The sequence below is a fragment of the Deltaproteobacteria bacterium genome (assembly GCA_016213065.1).
Classification (GTDB): domain Bacteria; phylum UBA10199; class UBA10199; order SPLOWO2-01-44-7; family SPLOWO2-01-44-7; genus JACRBV01.
In genome coordinates this window covers 1-17,863 of record JACRBV010000061.1, presented here as the reverse complement: position 1 = coordinate 17,863, position 17,863 = coordinate 1, and the positions used below count along the sequence as shown (strand labels likewise).

Genomic DNA, 17,863 nt, shown 5'->3' with positions numbered 1-17,863 from the left:
CTTGTCTATAGACAAATGCTTTTATGAAACCAACACTTTATACCCTTTCCAATGGCTTAAAAATCGTTCTCGAAGAAAATCATACCGCCCCCGTCATTTCGTTTAACGCGCTTGTTTGCGTGGGGAGCGCGGACGAAACAGAGGACGAGGCCGGAATCTCCCATTTAATCGAACATATGCTCTTCAAGGGAACGCCCACCCGCCCCGTGGGAACCATCGCGCGCGATGTGGAAGGGGCCGGCGGAGATATCAACGCCTACACCTCTTTCGACCAGACCGTTTATTACATCAACATGGCTACTCGTTTTGCCGACAGGGGGTTGGAAATTTTAACCGACGCCATTCAAAACCCCACTTTTGATGCCGCTGAACTGGAGCGTGAAAAAGAAGTTGTGCTTGAAGAGATTCGCCGCGAAAGAGACAATCCCTCCCGTTTTGTGGGGGAGATGCTCTTTCAAAAAGCGTATCTGAAGCACAGTTATGGGCGCCCTATTATCGGTTTTGAAAAAACAGTCAAATCTTTTTCCCGGGAAAAACTGTTTGAATATTTTCACCGCTGGTACACACCGAAGAATATGTCGTTCATTGTTGTCGGTGATTTTGAATCGGAAAAACTGCTCAAAAAAATCGAGAGAAGCTTTGGACCATGGACCATGGACCATGGACCATGGACAGGAAACAAAACGCGCATCGAAGAACCACCGCAGTTAAAAACGCGCATGACAATATCGCCCGATAATATTCAAAGCATTCATTTCAATTTGGGTTTTCACATTCCTGAAATCACACACGCGGATGTGCCCATCCTTGATCTTTTATCCCATCTTCTGGGAGGCGCAAAATCCTCTAAACTGGAACAAATTTTAAAAGAAAAAAAACGGCTCGTGCAGAATATTTATTCCTATGCCTACACACCCAAAGACCCGGGTTTGATGATGCTTGGCGGACAACTTAATATTTCACAAGCCGTCCCCGCGTTTCAAACATTATGGGAAATTATTGAGCGCTTTCAGGCAGAAGGTCCCACCAATGAAGAATTGAAACGCGCAAAACACAACATCCGCGCCAATGAAATTTATGAAAAAGAAACAGTCGGAGGTTTGGCCGGGAAATTGGCTTATTTTTTGGCAACGGCACAAAGTCTTGATTTTGAAGAACAGTATTATCAAAGATTGCAAAATGTCACCGCGGAGGAAGTAGCCCAAGCGGCAGAGCGATATCTAAAACGCGAAAACATGACCGCCGCTCTTTTGATTCCGGAAAAAGAAGACAATAAAAACGTGCGCGCAAAAATTGAGGCCGCGCTGGAAAAATCTTCCACTCACGCGAAAAAAATAGAAACCAAACCACACATCATTAAAACCGAACCCCATCTTGTAAAACTTCCCAATGGAGTAAAACTCATTCTTAAAGAAGATCACGATTTGCCGATTGTTGCGGTGTGCGCCACTTCTCTGGGGGGAATTCTGGCCGAGAATAAAATCAACAACGGCATTAACTCACTCATTGCACAGTGTTGGACCAAAGGCACAAAAAGACGCACTCCCCTGCAAATAGCACACGCCGTGGAAGAGATGGCGGGTCAGATGGACGGTTTTAGCGGAAAAAATTCTTTGGGACTTAAAGCAGAATTCCTCAGCGAATATCTCCACGAAGGACTCAATCTTTTCTGTGAGGTCTTGCTGGAACCAAAATGGGATCCCAAAGAAGTGGTCAAAGAAAAAAAACTGGCGCTCGAAGCATTAAAAAATCAGGAAGACAATCTTTCTTCGCTGGCCTTTATCCATTTTCAAAAAAATCTTTATCCCACACATCCCTATGGAATGCGCATGCTCGGTTCAAAGGAATCACTTGGGAATCTGACTCCTAACAAACTGAAAAGTTATTACCAAAAATTGATTACTTCGAAAAATCTCGTGATGGGGGTTGTGGGTGATTTTGATTCCGATGAAATTGTAAAATATCTGCAGGAAAAACTGAAACGGCTTCCCAACACAAAAGCAATTCAGACAAAACACAAAGAAGATCCAAAACCCAAATCGATCCAAAAAATTGTCACCAAAAAAGAAAAAGAACAGGCGCATGTGGTCTTGGGATTTATGGGCACCACCATGGATAGTCCGGATCACCCCGTGCTCACGGTTCTTAATGCGATTCTCTCGGGACAAGGCGGTCGTCTCTTTTTGGAATTACGCGACAAGTTAAGCCTCGCCTATTCGGTCACTTCTGTTTTGCACGAAGGGATGGACCCGGGTTATTTCGCCATTTATATCGGAACGGAACCTTCCAAAGTCCCCACCGCGTTGAAGGGAATTGAAGTGGAACTCAAAAAAATCATCACCGATTTGGTCACAAAAGAGGAATTTGAAAGAACAAAAAATTATTTGGTTGGAACCTACGAACTGGAACTGCAAAAAAATCTTTCCTTGGCGCAAGGCTATGCTTTCAACGAACTTTACGGAATGGGTTACGAAGAAGTAAAATGCTATCCGGAAAAAATCATGAAAGTAACAAGGGAAGATGTTCTGCGCGTCGCCAAAAAATACATCGATCTGGATGCGTACGTTTTATCGATTGTCGCACCTTAATTTTTCTTGATTGAGTCGCCTTTCAACCACGCTTCGATTCCATACAGCGGGATTTCTCTGATTTTTGAATGGTAGGAAAATTGGTTCTCGGAGATTTTTAGTCCATATTTGGAGGCAGGATGTGTATCTAAAAATATCTGCATGCTTTTCAAGCCCCCGCGCACGCCAGATTTGATTTCCACCGGAACTATCTCCCCGCCTTTTACAAACAAAAAATCGACTTCAGCATTGCTCGATGGAGATTCCTTGTGCCAGTAATAGAGTTCTTGTCTTATCTTTGGCGGCGAGTAGGCCATAAACTCTTGGGCTACAAGTTGCTCTGCAATCGCACCTATATTTGCAATTTTCAATTTCATGACCACCCAGCTCTTCAAATCGAGACCTAATATTCTCTGTGCAAGCCCGACATCGAAGAAAAAAATCTTGAACTTCTTTGTGTCTTTTGCGGCCCCCAGAGGCACTCCTTGACCAGAAGAATGATAAACTGGCAAAGCAATGCCTGCCTTTTCCAAAAGAGAAAGTGCATTTTTTATTGGTTGCAAATTCATATCCGGGTCGACGTTCGTGTATTTAAATTTCCTGCCAAGCTGGAGAGGAATCGCGTCAAAAACCTTCGTAACATATTCTATTTGTTGGCGCCTGGCATATTTGATGAAGTCCTGACGATAGGTATTGATGATTTCATCCTGTGCCTCCTGACACAACATTATGTCTTTGTAACTAATCCATGCCTGAACCACTGCTGGCATGCCGCCAATGCACATATAGGTTTTTAATTGTTCAAGAATTTGATGATGAATCACCGGATCAACTTCGGATGTTAAAATATTTTGCCGCAAATCATCCCTGCCGATGGCGATCAGGTATTCCCCAAAGGAAATTGGAAAAAGATGCAAAAATTGCACACGACCGACCGGCAAACCGGTTTTTTCCAGAACAAAATCAATCAAGGAACCCGCGGCAATAACGTGGAGATCGGGAAGTTCTTCCTTAAAATAGCGCAGGGATGCAATTGCATTTTCGCAATCCTGAATTTCATCGAAGAACAGGAGAGTCTCACCGGGAATAATTTTTTTCCCCGAATAAAGCGAGAGGCGGTCAATGAGATCAGCGATTCTAATGTCGCCCTCAAAAAAAATCCTAGCGTCTTTTTCTTTTTCAAAATTGATCGAAACAAACGAGGAAAAAGTTTTTCCAAATTCTTGAACCGCCCATGATTTACCCACTTGTCTTGCCCCTTTTAAAACAAGGGGCTTTCTCAATGGATGGATTTTCCATTGTTCCAATTCATTTAAAATATCTCTAAACATAACAACATGTTACAAAAATAAACTAAAAAATACAAGGCATATTTTGACAGGAAAGTTGATTTTTTATGGGCATAATACGATGAGAATATTTAAAAAAGTCTGGCATAAAACAGAGAGAAATTTTAAACCAAGGCCCTTCTGAATCCATTCAGCGGGCATTTTTCACAACGCGGTTTGGTGCGGCAAAAATCTTTGCCGATATTGACCAGTTGGGCGTGGTATTCGTTGTAAAACACAACATCGGGTTTGAAGTGGGTCATCAAAAGTTTCTGCAACGCATGATAGTCGATATCTTTTTTCGCTAGATCATGACGGGAAAAAATCCGTTTCGTATACGCATCAATCACAAAAATTGGTTTTCCCAGAGCGTACAACAAAATTGAATCGGCCGTTTCGGGGCCGACTCCATTCACCGCCAACAATTTTTGGCGAAGTTGATCTAATGGCTGGCGTTTGAGTTTTGAAATATCGCCCTCACATTCTTCCAATAAAAATTTCAGAAAATTGCGGAGACGTTGGGTTTTGACCCGAAAAAATCCGGCCGGACGGATTAAATTCGCCAACACCGTCGGCTTCAGATGATATAACTTGCGAGGTTCCAAAAGATTTTTCTTTTTAAGATTGATGATGGCTTTTTCAACATTCGTCCATGCCGTGTTTTGTGTCAGGATCGCCCCAACCATCACCTCAAACGGAGACTCCCCGGGCCACCAATGCAGAGGGCCATAATGCTTGTGCATCCTTTTATAAACTTCTCGAAGTTTGAGCTTCAATCTTTTTTAGGCTTGCGGAGTTGATTCCGGCGCTGGTGTTGCCGGAGCTTCTGGAACCGCTTCAGCAGGAGTGGTAGTGGCGGCGGGTGCTTGCGCTACGCCCTTTTTCGAAGCAATCCATGCGGTATAATGAGGCTCGCAGATTCCAAATTTGAAGATCGGCTTGCGGCAATTTTCTTCACCGCAAGTTTTATAACGCGCCTTTGTGGGCATTTCACCCCGACGCCATTTGTTATAATGTACGCTACAATATCGCTTTGCACGATAGGGACGTTTGCAGGCTTCTACTTTGCATTTTTTTGTTTCACTCATTTTTTCTCTCCTTCTTTCGATTTTTCTTTGATCAATTTTTCAAACTGTTTGCGGTCTTTCTCACTGACTTCATCATGCCGAATTTCCTCACCCACCGAACTCAAAAATCCCCCGACAAAAGTCTTCATATCTCTGAAACTGTCTTTGTAATTGCCCGAAGTCACAAAACTCACAGCAACCTTATAAAGCGGTTCCCCGTGAATCTTGTAATTGGCCGCCCAATAAACGGCCACCACAGTCAGAGCCAACAAAATAAGATTTTTGATCCCCCTCAGGATAAACACGCGCCAGTCATCGCTACTTCAAGGGCTTCTGTCAACCAGTAATTCGTTGTTTTCCATAAACTTTCTTGCTAGAGTGATCTCTCAATGGCAAACCCACGCATCCTTATTGTTGATGATAATCCGGTTAATGTTGAACTCCTGAAAGCTCAGCTAAAGCCTTATAATTACACGCTGGATACCGCTTATGATGGTGAAGAAGCTTTAATTAAAATTCAGCAAACTCTTCCGGATTTGGTGCTTCTTGATCTCATGATGCCCAAAATTTCGGGTTACGAAGTCTGCCGCGCTGTTAAACAAAACAAAGACACGCAATTTATTCCTGTGATCGTCATCACCGCCCTTTCCGAGTTGGACGACAAACTCAAGGCCATTGAACTGGGCGCCGATGATTTTTTGGTCAAACCCTTTAACAAACTGGAGCTAACCACCCGGATCAAATCACTTCTCTCTCTTAAAGCGTTACATGACGACGTGGATCGTTCCGAGAATATTCTTTTTAGTCTCGTCAAAGCACTTGAAGCAAAAGACTCCTATACGCGCGGGCATTCGGAAAGAGTCGCCTATTACGCCACCACATTGGCTTTGCGGATGGGTCTGCCTGAAAAGGAGATCGAAATTTTGCGAAGGGGCGCGCTGTTGCACGATATCGGCAAAATTGGTGTCAAGGAAGAGGTGTTGCTGAAACCGGGAAAATTATCTTTCGAAGAAATGGATCTGATCAAAACGCATCCGTCGGTTGGTTTTGAAATTTGCAAACCATTGAAATCGCTGTCTCCTTGTTTGTGTTGTATTCGCTCCCATCATGAACGAATGGACGGAGAGGGATACCCGGACCATCTCGCGGGCAAAAATATTCCTTTACCTGCCAAAATTATTTCCGTGGTGGACAGTTTTGATGCCATGGTAACCGACCGCCCCTACCGGAATAAAATGTCGCAGGAACAAGCCGTCGCCATCTTCACAAAAGAAAGGAAAGAGGGTCAATGGGATGTAGATGTTCTCGACGCTTTCCTTGAAAATCTCAGGAAGAAAAAGTGATCACTTTTCTGCATCGCCCCTATGTCTTTGCGTTTCTGTTTGTCTTTCTGATTTTGGCCACGCTTCACATCGGTCTCTGGCGCACCTTGATTTGGCTGATTTGGGGCTATTTTACAGCGCTTCTCTCGGAAGCTTCCTCCATTCGAAATGGTTTTCCGTACGGTATTTATCATTATATATATGACAATCTGCGCGGAGAAATTCTTGTCTTCGGCGTACCGATTTGGGATTCCGCTTCTTATGCTTTTATCGCCTATGCCTCTTTCGCCACCGCATGGTTTCTGGTGGAACCTTACTTTTGGGTTCACGTTGCTCGTAGAAATTTGCTCAGCGAGCAGAGCGAGCGTGAGGGGGAGGCTCCAATGGCTTTGCCATTGGAGGGAGCGACGCGAGCCCCTATAATAGACCCTCATGTGTCGCCATCACGGCCTTTTGCGGTTGCAACCTTGGGCGCGTTTTTGATGATGCTGGCGGATATGGTAATTGACCCCGTCGCAAATCTTGGTGAAAAATGGTTTCTCGGAAAAATTTATTTTTATCCCCACGGCGGAGAATATTTCGACGTCCCGCTCACAAACTTCGCCGGTTGGTTTTTGGTGGCCTTCGTGATCCTCACGGGTTTTCAGCTTATGGAAAAATTTATTTTTGCACGGATGAAATTGCCGGTCTTTGGCGCCAAACGCTTCCCCTTCCAAGCTTTGCTGGGTCCGGCATTTTACTTCGGCATTTTGGGATTTAATCTAACCATGACGTATTGGGTGGAAACTTATTCCCTGTTTGCCGTGTCCGCGGGAATTTGTACTGGAATATTCTTATTGCTGATGCGGAAATTAAAGTATAGAGCGCGTTAAGTGGCTCTCTTTTTAAAAACAGTTTTTTCAAGGCGTTCAATTCTGGCAAAAAGCCCCTTTTTTTCTCCCAATAAAGCATCGCGTAAAATTTGATTTAGAATTGATTGGTATTTGCTTCCAGACTCTCGTGCCAGTTGTCTCAACATATCAAGAACCTCATCATCAAGATGGGTTGTGATTCGAATTTTGGCCCGCTTAAATTCTTCTTCTGTCAAAACCGGCCCTTTAATTCTCTTCATCTTATAGGGATTCGGTATTTTTTCTTTTTTCATAAAACTTTCTCCATTTTCTCCAGACAGCGGCTCCAAAAATACGGATTGTATTACCCTCCTGAGTGTAACGAACTGTCAGAACAATTCCGTTTCGGATTTTTCCCACGGCATAATAGCGATTCTCTTCCGATGAATGTGCCAAATCCTCGAAATGCACAATTTGAGGATCCTTGAAAACCTCGGTCGCTTCTTTAAAAGAAAATCCATGTTTGCCCATATTTTTAATTTCTTTATTATTATCCCACTCAAAAATGTAATCTGTCATGATAGTATGTATTTATATGTATATTGTCAATACTTTAAACGGGTATTACCGATCCATGTCTTTAGATAAAGCAAAAAGGAGGCCAGCGAGTGGTTGAATATAAAGGGACTTGATGGGAGCGGGTGTATGAAAGTCGTCGGCAGAAAACGGAATCGATGCAGTTTAACTAAGGTCTGGCTTCTTGGTGTTCGATGCCGTCGAAGGAGAGAATTTTGGGAGCCCCTTCCATGATGGTCTCAATACGAACCGGGCGTTTCCAGATTCTGAACAAGGCTTTCAAAGTTTCCTTGGCCCAATCCATTTTCAGGTCTGCGCCTTCATGATTATGTTTGAGCAAAAGCTCGGAGCGATTTTTATAATTGCCGTCGACCACGTTAATGATGGGATAACCAAAGTTGGTGAGTTGAAAGAGAAGCTGTTGTTTGATTTTTTCGAATTCACGCGTCGCAATTTCATAGCGGTCCGCGCTCACATTGAATGCGTAAACAAACATTTTATGTTCGGCGCAAAACTCCGGAGTTAAAAATTCATCTATAAACATCACGTCATTATAAAATTTACGCACTTCAAAAATTTTTTCGCGCCCAAGTCCCAGCTTTCGGTCCCAGTTTTTTTTCTCCCGCATATCATTACATTCACTGTATTCCTTGCCGAACTGCCCCTTGTTCCACCGCTCTTCAATGTTACGTAGCAACTCAAGTCCTATTTTGTATGGATTGATCTGACCCGGTTGCATTGCCACAGTCCCCGAATGATGATCGGCATAATCAATTAGTTCAGAGGGTTTCAAAGCCTTCTCTGTCATGATTTTGCTGTGTACCAAAGTGGCCCATCCTTCATTGATCACCTTTGTCTGCCCTTGCGGGGCAAAGTAGTAGGTTTCTTCGCGGATGATGGAGAGGGCATCGGCTTCCCAATGTTCCAGCGGTGCCTGTTTCAACAGAAAACCCAAAATATCTTTCTGAGGTTTTTCCGGAATATGATGTCTGGCTTTCGCTTCTTCTTCCAGTTTAAGACGCTCCGCCGCCAAAAATTCGGGCGGGTTGATAAATTTTTCCATGTAGGGTTTGGAACGAAGCCGGACGGAATCCGGGTGGATTTCTTGTTCGGGTTCAGTCTGCGATTTTGCATCCATCAAAAGATTATAGTCGATGAGATTTTCCAGTGAAAGACATGCATCAATAAAAGATTCAACTTTATCCATTCCCAAACGATCAATGACACGAACAATACGGGTGCGATGATTGGCCATATCATCCATCATTTTTCGATTGGTGTTCGCAAAATAGAGATTATTTTTGAAAAAATCGCAGTGTCCATACACGTGGGCCATCACCATCTTCTGGTCGACAAGACTGTTGGAATGAAGAAGATACGCGTAACAAGGGTCATTATTGATAACCATTTCGTAAATCTTTGAGAGACCATATTCATAGGATTTGGAGAGGCGCTCGTATTCCATCCCAAACCGCCAGTGTGGATAACGATTGGGAAAGCCGCCATAGGAAGCCACCATGTTGACCTGATTCCAGTCAAGCACCTCGAAAATCACCTCAAAAAAATCGAGGCCAAAATCCTTGGCGTAAACCTTGACCTCCTGCTGTAATTTTGCAAGTTCCGGTGGAAGAGATGGCATTTAAAAAACTCCTTTGTGCTATTTTAGATCCTTCTCCGCCAGAAGCGGATCAGGATGACTTCGCATAGCGAAGTCATTTTCCCTTTCCTAAAAAATCTTTGATGGATGGAACAATCGCTTCCTTGTTCGGGATTTTTGAGATGATCATTTTTTCATTGGCTGAAAACCGCCCCTGCAAATCCTTCAAAAATTGCCCGCTTCCATATTCACTTTCCACCTGCCCGTAACAAAAAACATTGCAGAGAGGAAAAAATTTCTCCTCAAGAAGTTTGAGACATTCTTCGGTATCATTGCCTGACCAGTTGTCTCCATCCGAAAAATGAAACGGATAGATATTCCATTCATTTGCAACGTATTGTTCTTCCAGAATTTTAAGACAAAGTTTGTAAGCTGAAGAGATGATCGTCCCTCCCGACTCGCGCGTATGAAAAAAAGTCTCCCGATCCACTTCTCTGGCGACCGCATCGTGAATGATGTAGCGGGCATCCAGATTTTGATATTGAGAACGAAGCCACGTATCAATCCAGAAAGTTTCGATGCGGACAATTTCTTTTTGTTCGTTACCCATACTTCCGGACACATCTAATATGAAAAAAACAAGCGCCCGACTCTGCGGTTTTGGAACTATTTTCCATGAACGATAAACTCTGTCCTCGCGAATCGGAATGATTTTTGGATTTTTTGGATCATAAGTTCCGGATAAAATATGACGTCTCAACGCTTTCTTGTAGGTTCTTTTAAAATGACGCAGTGATTCGGGACCGCTCGGAGAAATTCCGGAATATTTCGTGTGTTCTGTGACAATGTCGCGATCCCCTTTGGGTTCAATGCGGGGCAACTCCAGTTCTTCACCCAAAATTTCAGCCAGTTCCCCGAGACTGATCTCCACTTCCATAAGATGTTCCCCGGGAAGATTTCCGGCTTTGGAAACTCCTTCACCCTCTTCCCCATCCACGGGTTGACCATTCTCACCTTCCCCCTGACCCACACCACCCTGCTGTTTGGGACCGTAAACAAATTTTGGAATTTCAATTTGCGGCAGAGGAATACTGACAAGGTCTTTTCCCTTTTTTCCAATCATCTCACCATGTGAAATAAACTTGCGCAGTTCCTTCTTGATTTGCCCCCGAAGGATATTACGAAAGCGGGAAAGATCCTGTTCTATTTTGAGAACCATAATGGGATTGTTGAAAAGCGGCCATCTGCTTCGTTGGCGCTTACTCGCGATCCTCACATACCATCAAGGTATGCTCCGGTCGCTCGTTCGCGCCTGCCTCGCATCTGGCCGCTTTTGGACAACCCCCCAAATTGCTCATTTTGTAACACATCTTTAATCTCTCCAAGGTTTAGCCTAAATTTTTGCGCTCTTTGATGTCCCCCCTTGCAAAAATGGAGGCAACATAATGCAAAACATCTGTTGCGCAGGTTTCACAATATCCATAATTCTTGATAAGTCGCGATTTCACGACATCGATTTTTTCCTGAGTATCTTTATCGACGACGTTCGAAACAAGGCTTGTCAATTTGATCGTGTCTTTTTGATCTTCAAACAATTTCAACTCCAGCGCTTTATGGAGACGTTCATTGGTGCGGTAATCGAAACGCTTTCCTTCCAGAGAGAGCGCGCCAATGTAGTTCATAATTTCGCGCCGGAAATCATCTTTGCGGGATTCCGGAATATCAATTTTTTCCTCGATCGACCGCATTAAACGTTCATCCGGTTCCTCATCCTTGCCGGTGTAGCGATTACGAACCTTTTCCCGTTGGGTATAAGCTTTGACGTGATCGATGTAATTGCCGCACAAGCGGGAGATGGCGTCTTCGTCCGCAGAAATGGCGCGCTGAACTTCATTTTTCACAATGTCATCGTACTCCTCTTTCACAAGGGAGAGCATTTCCTTGTATTTTTTGCGTTGTTCTTCACTGCGCATATGCGGGTGATGTTTCAGTCCCCCTTCCAATTCATTCAGCACCATGAAAGGGTTGACACAATTACCGCCAACATCCGCCACGAGCGAGTTTGAAATTTTATCCTGAATGTAGCGTGGACTGATTCCATCGAGTCCTTCGCGAACAACTTCCTTGCGAAGTTCCTTCACATTGTCTTCCGTAAATCCCGGAAGTGTTTTGCCATCGTAGAGCTTTAATTTTTGCATCGAGGTAAGATTTGCTTTCTTGGGATCTTCCAAACGGGTGAGGATGGCCCACATCGCGGCCATTTCGATCGTGTGAGGGGCCATATGTTTTGCCTTCACCTTATCGACACTATAATCTTTCTTATAAACTTTGATCTCTTCGCGCAGTTTGGTGATGTAGGGAATATCAATCTTGACCGTACGATCCCGCAAAGCTTCCATATATTCATTGTTCTGGAGTTTGCGATATTCCGCTTCGTTGGTATTGTGACAAACCACATTTCCCAATCCCGCAACAAAATTGTGATGTTCCACGCACTCGATATCATAAACCCATTCGTCGATGACAGGGCGGCTGTACAATTCCGCTTTGCAACGATGCTGGCGTCTTTCCGGATTCACATAGCGGATGTAATAAACTTCCTTTTTACCCTCATCGGTTCTATCCCAGAATCTGACGCTGAAATCCTTTCCCAAAGTGGACATGAGAAAACCGATTTGCGTGGCCAGAATTTTGGAGGTTGTTGTATAGGAAAAAGCATTGTCCTTGTAATCTTCCGTGGCCACCGCGGCGATATTCTCGTGCATATAGCGGCTCCCATCACCGCAAATCAGTTCCTTCAAAAAAAATTCGCGAAACTCTTCAGGCAGGGCAACAATAAATTCCGGAATTTTTTTGTTTTCTGAATGTTCCCCACAATAATGCGAAAACAGCTGGTAAGCCAAAGTTGAAGAAACATTGAGACGGTGCGCTCCGTGTTTTTCAACATCCATTTCCTGAAATTTGACTGAGCCGGTATAGATTCGGGAAAAAGCTAGGGACAAATCTTCCAGAATTTTCGGGTCTTTCTGGCTCAAAACAATGCCATTGGTATAGCTCAAATCGCGGTCGACGCGCCGGCTATTTCGGGTATGTCCCTCGGTGATATACCACGCAAACACCTTGAGCAGTGAAAACAAATCTTCTTTTTCGATGATATTGTAATCTTTTTTAAACCCGATTTCCTGCGAGGAAGAATCATTTTTGTGAAGTTTGGACATGTAAAGATATCCGTTACGCTCTTCCGTACCGGGCACTTCAAGAGTTATTTTTTCCTGAACGAAGGGAAGTTCTGCGTCGCGCAGAGCCAGCATTTCACGCATCTCAATGGGATAAAAAGTCTTATAATCCGCATCATAAATGGAATGATTTGGGGTCGTGTCAATCACACCCCATTTTTGGACGGAACGCATCATTTCTCCCGTAAACTTGTGGCGAAAAACGGATTTGATATCAGTCCAGCAAGGCTTGTGTGTTTTTATATCCACAGCCAGAACTTTTATGTCTGCGGAATTTTTATCAACCATATTTTGGATCGGCTCAAAATGAAATTTCCCTCTTTCCAGATAGGGAACGGGAGTGTCGGCGGCAACACTATGCCCGATGATCACTTCATCAATATAGGTGTGGGCGAATTTTTTCGGTTTCACCACATGTTCCTGAGAAGCGCCCAGCAGATCATACAAAAAGGCGACATCCAGTTTGAGCACTTCAATGAATTCGATGACTCCGCGATTGGCGATATTGAATTCCCCATCGAAATTAAACGCACGCGGATCAGAGTCGGAACCGTATTCGGCGATTTTTCGATAATTGATATCACCGGTCAGTTCTGTGGAGTCCTGATTTTTTTCGTCCTTCGGTTGGAAGGTGCCGATCCCGATACGATCTTTTTCGGAAAGCACAACTCGTCTCACCTGCACATGTTCCAAAACTTTTTTCCAATCTCCTTTGTACAAACTGAGCAATTCACGATAAATGAAACGGCAAGCGGGGCACAATTCATTGCTGATAACAATTTTTTCTTCTTCGGGAAGTTTGGCGTTGATCGCTGACAACATTTGAGGACGCAACTCTTTGGGAATAATATTGAGAGGCTCTTCGTGCATGGGACAACGAATAACATCCTGAGAACCGAAAATATTGCGGGTGTCGTTCAAACCTTTTTTCATCCATGAAAATGAATAGAGGGCTCCGTCTGGAACGCGCGAATAGGCCTCAATCCCCTTTTTCAAAAGACGAACGATGGTTGATTTGGCACCTCCCACGGGTCCATGAAGCAAAATAATGCGTTTTTCCGGACCATAACGCCGTGCGGCGGCCTGCAAGACATTCACGAGTTTCATCAGAGGAAGGTCAATCCCAAAAAGAGCATCTTTTCCCTTATCAACGGGATCTTCAAAAAATTTGTAATGAACGATTTTCTTTTTGTACTCGGTGTACTCTTCAAACCCGTAGGTCATGATCATGTCGTACATCCGCTGAAAGGCACTGCGCGCGATTTTCGGGTTTTTCTCAACAATTTCAAGGTAGTCGTTAAAAGACCCTTCCCATGCAAGCTCTTGGTACGATTTGGCGTCGGGCCAAGAAGCGTAAATATCGGCTAATTTTGGCATACATTCCCCCCCATGGAAAAAAAGCTAACTGAAAGCTTTAGAGCGCGTAACAAAATGAGATGAGATGCGAGGCGGTCCCGACGAGAAAGGCCGGAGCAGACAAGGCGGGAAAACTTCGTCCAGTGGACGAAGGAAAACCGCCGCGTCAGTCTGCTACCCCGTGAGGACGAGGAGGGCCAACGAAGCAGATCGCTCATTTTGTTACGCGCTTTTAAGTAAAAGTTTAAGGACGACCGCACAATGCGATGTTAACACATCAACTTTAGACCTTTCAAAGACTAAATTGAGTTTTTTACTTTACCGATTTTTCGGTGCCCTTGTCCTGTCCGGAAATCGTGGCACGTATCAACCCTTTTAATAATTTGCTCCGATTCGCATGTCCCAAAAGGGACCGCATATCGTTGTACAGAGAAGGGTCCATGAGGAAAGCACCCAGAGTTCCCTCTCCCTGTTTAACCTTGTCCGCGATGACGCGGATATCACCTGTAGTGGCGTCGATATTAGTCATAATTTCCCGGAAACGTTTTTGATCCACATCTTGCAGAGGCAGTTTATCCATCACCTCGCGCATTTTTCGCATCGTCTCCTGAATTTCTTCCATTGTTTTTTTCCCGACATCGGCCAAGACTGTAATGCCTGTGGCCTCTTGAGTAATAAGGGTATCGCCATTTTTGTGAGCGGCAACACCCGGGGTTCCTGTTGAAATCAAAATATATTTATCCCCCAACAAACCTTGTGTCTGAATGCTTACTTTTGAATCTTTACGAATTTGATCTTCATAAGCTTTGTTGATTTTCAAAATCACTTCAAGCTGGCCACCGGCGGCCCTTTCAGGCGAGGGAAAACGCACCCCATCCACATAACCGACGTTCAATCCGGCCAGTTGCACCACCGCACCCATTCTTAAACCGCTGACATCTTTAAAGATGGCATGCAGGGTATAGCGTTTTTCAAAGAGACTTTTTTCTTGTCCGATGAAAAAAACAGCCGCCATCGTCAGAGCCAAACCTATCGCGACAAAAATACCGACACTCATCAAAGTGGTTCTTTTTAGATTCATAATCCCCCCGCCATTTGTTCTTCATGGTCTTTCTCCGTCATTTTTCCTTCGATAAATCCACGCACCGTTGGATCGGTAGATTTTTTTGTTTCTTCCTTCGTTCCCACAAAACAAATTTTACCGTCTTTTAACAGAGCCAACCGGTCACTCACCGTAAAGGCCGATTCCATATCGTGTGTCACCACAATGGATGTCACTTTGAGTTTTTCCTGCATTTGAATAATAAGCCGGTTGATCCTCTGCGTGTTGGCCGGATCCAAACCTGTGGTGGGTTCATCATATAAAATCACTTTGGGATCGGCCGCGATGGCCCTTGCCAATCCCACTCTTTTTTTCATGCCACCGCTCAAATCCGCAGGCATTCTTTGTTCAACACCCGGCAACCCAATCAAACTCAGCTTTTTTGTAACAATCCGGTCCAACTCATTCTCAGTATAATCAAAATGTTCCCGAAGCGGATAGGCGATGTTTTCTTTTACCGACAAAGAATCAAACAGAGCACCACCCTGAAAAAGCATTCCAAATTGTTTGCGCATCTGAATCAATTCTTTTTCATCCATGGTTGTAACATCACGTCCCTGAAAATAAACAAAACCGCTGTCGGGTTTCAGAACCCCCAACAACAATTTTAAGGCAACACTTTTTCCACTGCCCGAACCTCCAATGATGGTGATTGTTTCTCCTTCATAAATGGTTAAATCCATCCCGTTGAGCACATTTAAATTGCCAAAGGAGATCGAGATATTTTTAAATCGAATAATCGGATTTGCATTTTTCATAATAGCAAAAAAAGTTTCGTTAAAAAGAAATCGGAGACAAAGATTACGGCGGCGCAATAAACAACAGCCTGCGTTGTGGCCTTACCTACTCCTTCCGTTCCTCCCGATGTTGTCAAACCCTGATAACAGGAAATCACACCGATAAAAAAACCGAAAAAAACGGTTTTCATAATCCCTTCCGAAAAATCTTCAAGAATGACCGTCTTCAAAATTTGATCCATGTAAAACCGGCTCGTGATTCCCGCTTCCATCACAGCCACCGCCATTCCCCCATAGACTCCGATGATGTCTGCCATCACCGTGAGTAGAGGCGCTGAAATCACGCAAGCAAGGACTCTTGGAATGACAAGTTTGGTGACGGGATCCGCTCCCATTGCTTCAATCGCCAAAACCTGTTCCGTCACCACCATGGAACCCAATTCCGCCGTAATGCCGGACCCGACACGGGACGCCAGCATCAGGGAAGTCAAGACAGGACCCAGTTCCCGAACAATGGCCAGACCAATCACCTGTCCCACATATAATTTCAGGCCAAAGCGCCCAAGACCCACCGCCAATTGCAGAGCCATGACCATCCCCGTAAAAACGGCGACCAAGGCGACCAAAGAAAAAGACCTGCTTCCAATGGAGGCAATTTGATAAATAAGGGCTGAAAAATCGAGACGATAATGAAACAAATTCCTGACAGTGCGAAAAGCAAGAGCCGCAACACCGCCAAGATATTCCAGAAAAGGGACCAGATAATTCATTAATAGTTAAAACCTTTCACAAAACTTTCAAAATCAGCGGAGGTTTGAGGACCCGCCTTTGGATTTGAAACCGCCCAGAAATCAAATTGGCATTGATTTTTTTTGATCACCAGAATGTTTAACTGAACGGGTACACCATCGAGCGCCGCTGAATAGATGCTATAAAGAGCGTCCCTTTCACTTAACATCCAGTTTGCCTGTTTCTGTTTTTTTACATTCTGAAGTTCGGACAAAACTTGTTCCGTTAAAATGTTGAGGGCTAAATCTTCAAAAGCCGCGCCACAAATAGCTTCCGTGACAATACTGGCGCCGGTGATTTTGTTGCGAAAATAGATGCCGGCTTTATTTTTGGAAGTAGTCTGCTTCCATTCTGCAGAAAGAGGACCCACACGATAAAAACGATCTTTTGAAAGGTAAATACTTTGTTTGCGATAGGTCAAAGCATGAAACGAACGGGGGACGCTAACACAGCCCGCAAAAAATAAAAAAAGACAAAGAGCCCAAAGTCTTGAATTTAACAGTTTCTTCTCCACGACTTTGGCACTAATATAAAACCCGAAAAAAGAAAATGATGGAATTACACAATGTTAAGGAAGCAGTGCGGCAAACGGTCCTTCGAACCGGAAGGGATACAAACAACGTTCGTCTTATTGCGGTCAGCAAGGGACAGTCTCAGGACAAAATCCATGAGGCTTTTGAGGCGGGGCAAAGAGATTTTGGCGAAAATTATGTGCAGGAATTGATGGAAAAGACTCAAGGCTTATCGTCGAAAATCTATTGGCATTTTCTTGGTCATCTTCAAAAAAACAAGGTCAACAAAGTGATCGGCAAAATCGCGTGGCTTCATTCCCTCGATTCTTTGGAACTGGCTTTGGCCATCAACAAAAAATCTCTACAGGAGGTGGTGGAAAATGCGGGTCCTGCCAGCCGCACGGCGTGCGTCTCCCCGAAAAGGGGGCCCTCGCACCCCGCACGGCTGTCACCCGCATTTTCCACCACACTTTTGCAACCTCTGAAATGTCTTCTGGAAATTAAATTATCGAAAGAGACAACCAAAACAGGACTCACCCCTTCCGCCGCTTTTGAGCTCATCCCCAAACTCAATGATCTTTCAAATATTGATCTCTGCGGTTTGATGACGATTCCCCCTTTCGATGACGATCCGGAAAAATCGCGTCCGTATTTCCGTGAACTTTTTAACCTTCTCAAAGAGATGAATCAGCGTTATCTTTATAAAATCAAATTGACAGAGCTCTCCATGGGAATGAGCCACGATTTTAAAATTGCTATCGAGGAAGGATCCACCATGGTACGCATCGGCTCCGCGATATTCGGAGAAAGAAAGGGAAAATAATATGCACGCGTTAGTTTATTT

17 protein-coding genes are annotated in these 17,863 nt (G+C 44.2%); 4 read left to right on the top strand and 13 right to left on the bottom strand.

All coding sequences use genetic code 11. From position 1 onward, the window contains the following. The first annotated feature begins 23 nt into the window (after positions 1-23). Complete coding sequence (locus HY877_03550) at positions 24-2,588, top strand: insulinase family protein (GenBank protein MBI5299354.1); 2,565 nt, start codon at positions 24-26, stop codon at positions 2,586-2,588. Here the strand turns inward: HY877_03550 and HY877_03545 are convergent. From HY877_03545 to HY877_03530, 4 genes are all read right to left on the bottom strand, one after another. Then, a complete protein-coding gene (locus tag HY877_03545) occupies positions 2,585-3,898 on the bottom strand; it encodes an ATP-binding protein (GenBank protein MBI5299353.1) in 1,314 nt (437 codons plus the stop codon). The genes HY877_03550 and HY877_03545 overlap by 4 nt on opposite strands. Positions 3,899-4,020: 122 nt before the next feature. Next, complete coding sequence (locus HY877_03540; GenBank protein MBI5299352.1) at positions 4,021-4,638, bottom strand: endonuclease III domain-containing protein; 618 nt, start codon at positions 4,636-4,638, stop codon at positions 4,021-4,023. Positions 4,639-4,677: 39 nt separating this feature from the next. Then, positions 4,678-4,983, bottom strand: a complete 306-nt coding sequence (locus HY877_03535) for a hypothetical protein (GenBank protein MBI5299351.1) — start codon at positions 4,981-4,983, stop codon at positions 4,678-4,680. Next, positions 4,980-5,267, bottom strand: a complete 288-nt coding sequence (locus HY877_03530) for a hypothetical protein (GenBank protein MBI5299350.1) — start codon at positions 5,265-5,267, stop codon at positions 4,980-4,982. The genes HY877_03535 and HY877_03530 overlap by 4 nt, the downstream gene beginning before the upstream one ends. An 84-nt stretch (positions 5,268-5,351) precedes the next feature. Here HY877_03530 and HY877_03525 point away from each other — a divergent pair, with 84 nt between their 5' ends. Then, on the top strand, positions 5,352-6,305 hold the full coding sequence (locus tag HY877_03525; GenBank protein MBI5299349.1) for a response regulator: 954 nt from the start codon (positions 5,352-5,354) through the stop codon (positions 6,303-6,305). After that, entirely contained in the window at positions 6,302-7,156 is an 855-nt protein-coding gene (locus HY877_03520) for a carotenoid biosynthesis protein (protein ID MBI5299348.1), read from the top strand. Before HY877_03525 ends, HY877_03520 begins: the two co-directional genes overlap by 4 nt. Here HY877_03520 and HY877_03515 read toward each other — a convergent pair. The 9 genes from HY877_03515 to HY877_03475 all read right to left on the bottom strand — a co-directional run bounded on the left by HY877_03515 (position 7,153) and on the right by HY877_03475 (position 16,928). Next, the gene (locus HY877_03515; GenBank protein MBI5299347.1) at positions 7,153-7,428 is read right to left on the bottom strand and encodes a BrnA antitoxin family protein; all 276 of its coding nucleotides are present in this window, start codon (positions 7,426-7,428) and stop codon (positions 7,153-7,155) included. The two genes, HY877_03520 and HY877_03515, sit on opposite strands and share 4 nt — an antisense overlap. Beyond that, a complete protein-coding gene (locus HY877_03510) occupies positions 7,397-7,693 on the bottom strand; it encodes a BrnT family toxin (protein ID MBI5299346.1) in 297 nt (98 codons plus the stop codon). The genes HY877_03515 and HY877_03510 overlap by 32 nt, the downstream gene beginning before the upstream one ends. Before the next feature lie 166 nt (positions 7,694-7,859). After that, a complete protein-coding gene (locus HY877_03505; GenBank protein ID MBI5299345.1) occupies positions 7,860-9,329 on the bottom strand; it encodes a SpoVR family protein in 1,470 nt (489 codons plus the stop codon). A 73-nt stretch (positions 9,330-9,402) separates the two neighbouring features. Continuing rightward, the gene (locus tag HY877_03500; GenBank protein ID MBI5299344.1) at positions 9,403-10,506 is read right to left on the bottom strand and encodes a DUF444 family protein; all 1,104 of its coding nucleotides are present in this window, start codon (positions 10,504-10,506) and stop codon (positions 9,403-9,405) included. A 169-nt stretch (positions 10,507-10,675) separates the two neighbouring features. Next, on the bottom strand, positions 10,676-13,900 hold the full coding sequence (locus HY877_03495) for a serine/threonine protein kinase (protein MBI5299343.1): 3,225 nt from the start codon (positions 13,898-13,900) through the stop codon (positions 10,676-10,678). Between the two features lie 292 nt (positions 13,901-14,192). Continuing rightward, entirely contained in the window at positions 14,193-14,960 is a 768-nt protein-coding gene (locus HY877_03490; protein ID MBI5299342.1) for an MCE family protein, read from the bottom strand. Next, on the bottom strand, positions 14,957-15,739 hold the full coding sequence (locus HY877_03485; protein ID MBI5299341.1) for an ABC transporter ATP-binding protein: 783 nt from the start codon (positions 15,737-15,739) through the stop codon (positions 14,957-14,959). Before HY877_03485 ends, HY877_03490 begins: the two co-directional genes overlap by 4 nt. Beyond that, on the bottom strand, positions 15,736-16,488 hold the full coding sequence (locus tag HY877_03480) for an ABC transporter permease (GenBank protein ID MBI5299340.1): 753 nt from the start codon (positions 16,486-16,488) through the stop codon (positions 15,736-15,738). Before HY877_03480 ends, HY877_03485 begins: the two co-directional genes overlap by 4 nt. Then, positions 16,488-16,928 (bottom strand): hypothetical protein, encoded by a 441-nt coding sequence (locus HY877_03475; protein MBI5299339.1) that lies wholly within the window; start codon positions 16,926-16,928, stop codon positions 16,488-16,490. Before HY877_03475 ends, HY877_03480 begins: the two co-directional genes overlap by 1 nt. 128 nt (positions 16,929-17,056) lie before the next feature. Between HY877_03475 and HY877_03470 the strand changes: the two genes are divergently transcribed. Next, on the top strand, positions 17,057-17,842 hold the full coding sequence (locus tag HY877_03470) for a YggS family pyridoxal phosphate-dependent enzyme (GenBank protein MBI5299338.1): 786 nt from the start codon (positions 17,057-17,059) through the stop codon (positions 17,840-17,842). Positions 17,843-17,863 lie beyond the last annotated feature (21 nt).

Coding starts and splice junctions, on each gene's coding strand:
- HY877_03485 (MBI5299341.1), bottom strand. CDS start 15,739: ATGAAAAATGCAAATCCGATTATTCGATTTAAAAATATCTCGATCTCC.
- HY877_03510 (MBI5299346.1), bottom strand. CDS start 7,693: ATGACAGATTACATTTTTGAGTGGGATAATAATAAAGAAATTAAAAAT.
- HY877_03480 (MBI5299340.1), bottom strand. CDS start 16,488: ATGAATTATCTGGTCCCTTTTCTGGAATATCTTGGCGGTGTTGCGGCT.
- HY877_03495 (MBI5299343.1), bottom strand. CDS start 13,900: ATGCCAAAATTAGCCGATATTTACGCTTCTTGGCCCGACGCCAAATCG.
- HY877_03470 (MBI5299338.1), top strand. CDS start 17,057: ATGATGGAATTACACAATGTTAAGGAAGCAGTGCGGCAAACGGTCCTT.
- HY877_03550 (MBI5299354.1), top strand. CDS start 24: ATGAAACCAACACTTTATACCCTTTCCAATGGCTTAAAAATCGTTCTC.
- HY877_03545 (MBI5299353.1), bottom strand. CDS start 3,898: ATGTTTAGAGATATTTTAAATGAATTGGAACAATGGAAAATCCATCCA.
- HY877_03540 (MBI5299352.1), bottom strand. CDS start 4,638: ATGCACAAGCATTATGGCCCTCTGCATTGGTGGCCCGGGGAGTCTCCG.
- HY877_03515 (MBI5299347.1), bottom strand. CDS start 7,428: ATGAAAAAAGAAAAAATACCGAATCCCTATAAGATGAAGAGAATTAAA.
- HY877_03505 (MBI5299345.1), bottom strand. CDS start 9,329: ATGCCATCTCTTCCACCGGAACTTGCAAAATTACAGCAGGAGGTCAAG.
- HY877_03490 (MBI5299342.1), bottom strand. CDS start 14,960: ATGAATCTAAAAAGAACCACTTTGATGAGTGTCGGTATTTTTGTCGCG.
- HY877_03535 (MBI5299351.1), bottom strand. CDS start 4,983: ATGAGTGAAACAAAAAAATGCAAAGTAGAAGCCTGCAAACGTCCCTAT.
- HY877_03500 (MBI5299344.1), bottom strand. CDS start 10,506: ATGGTTCTCAAAATAGAACAGGATCTTTCCCGCTTTCGTAATATCCTT.
- HY877_03525 (MBI5299349.1), top strand. CDS start 5,352: ATGGCAAACCCACGCATCCTTATTGTTGATGATAATCCGGTTAATGTT.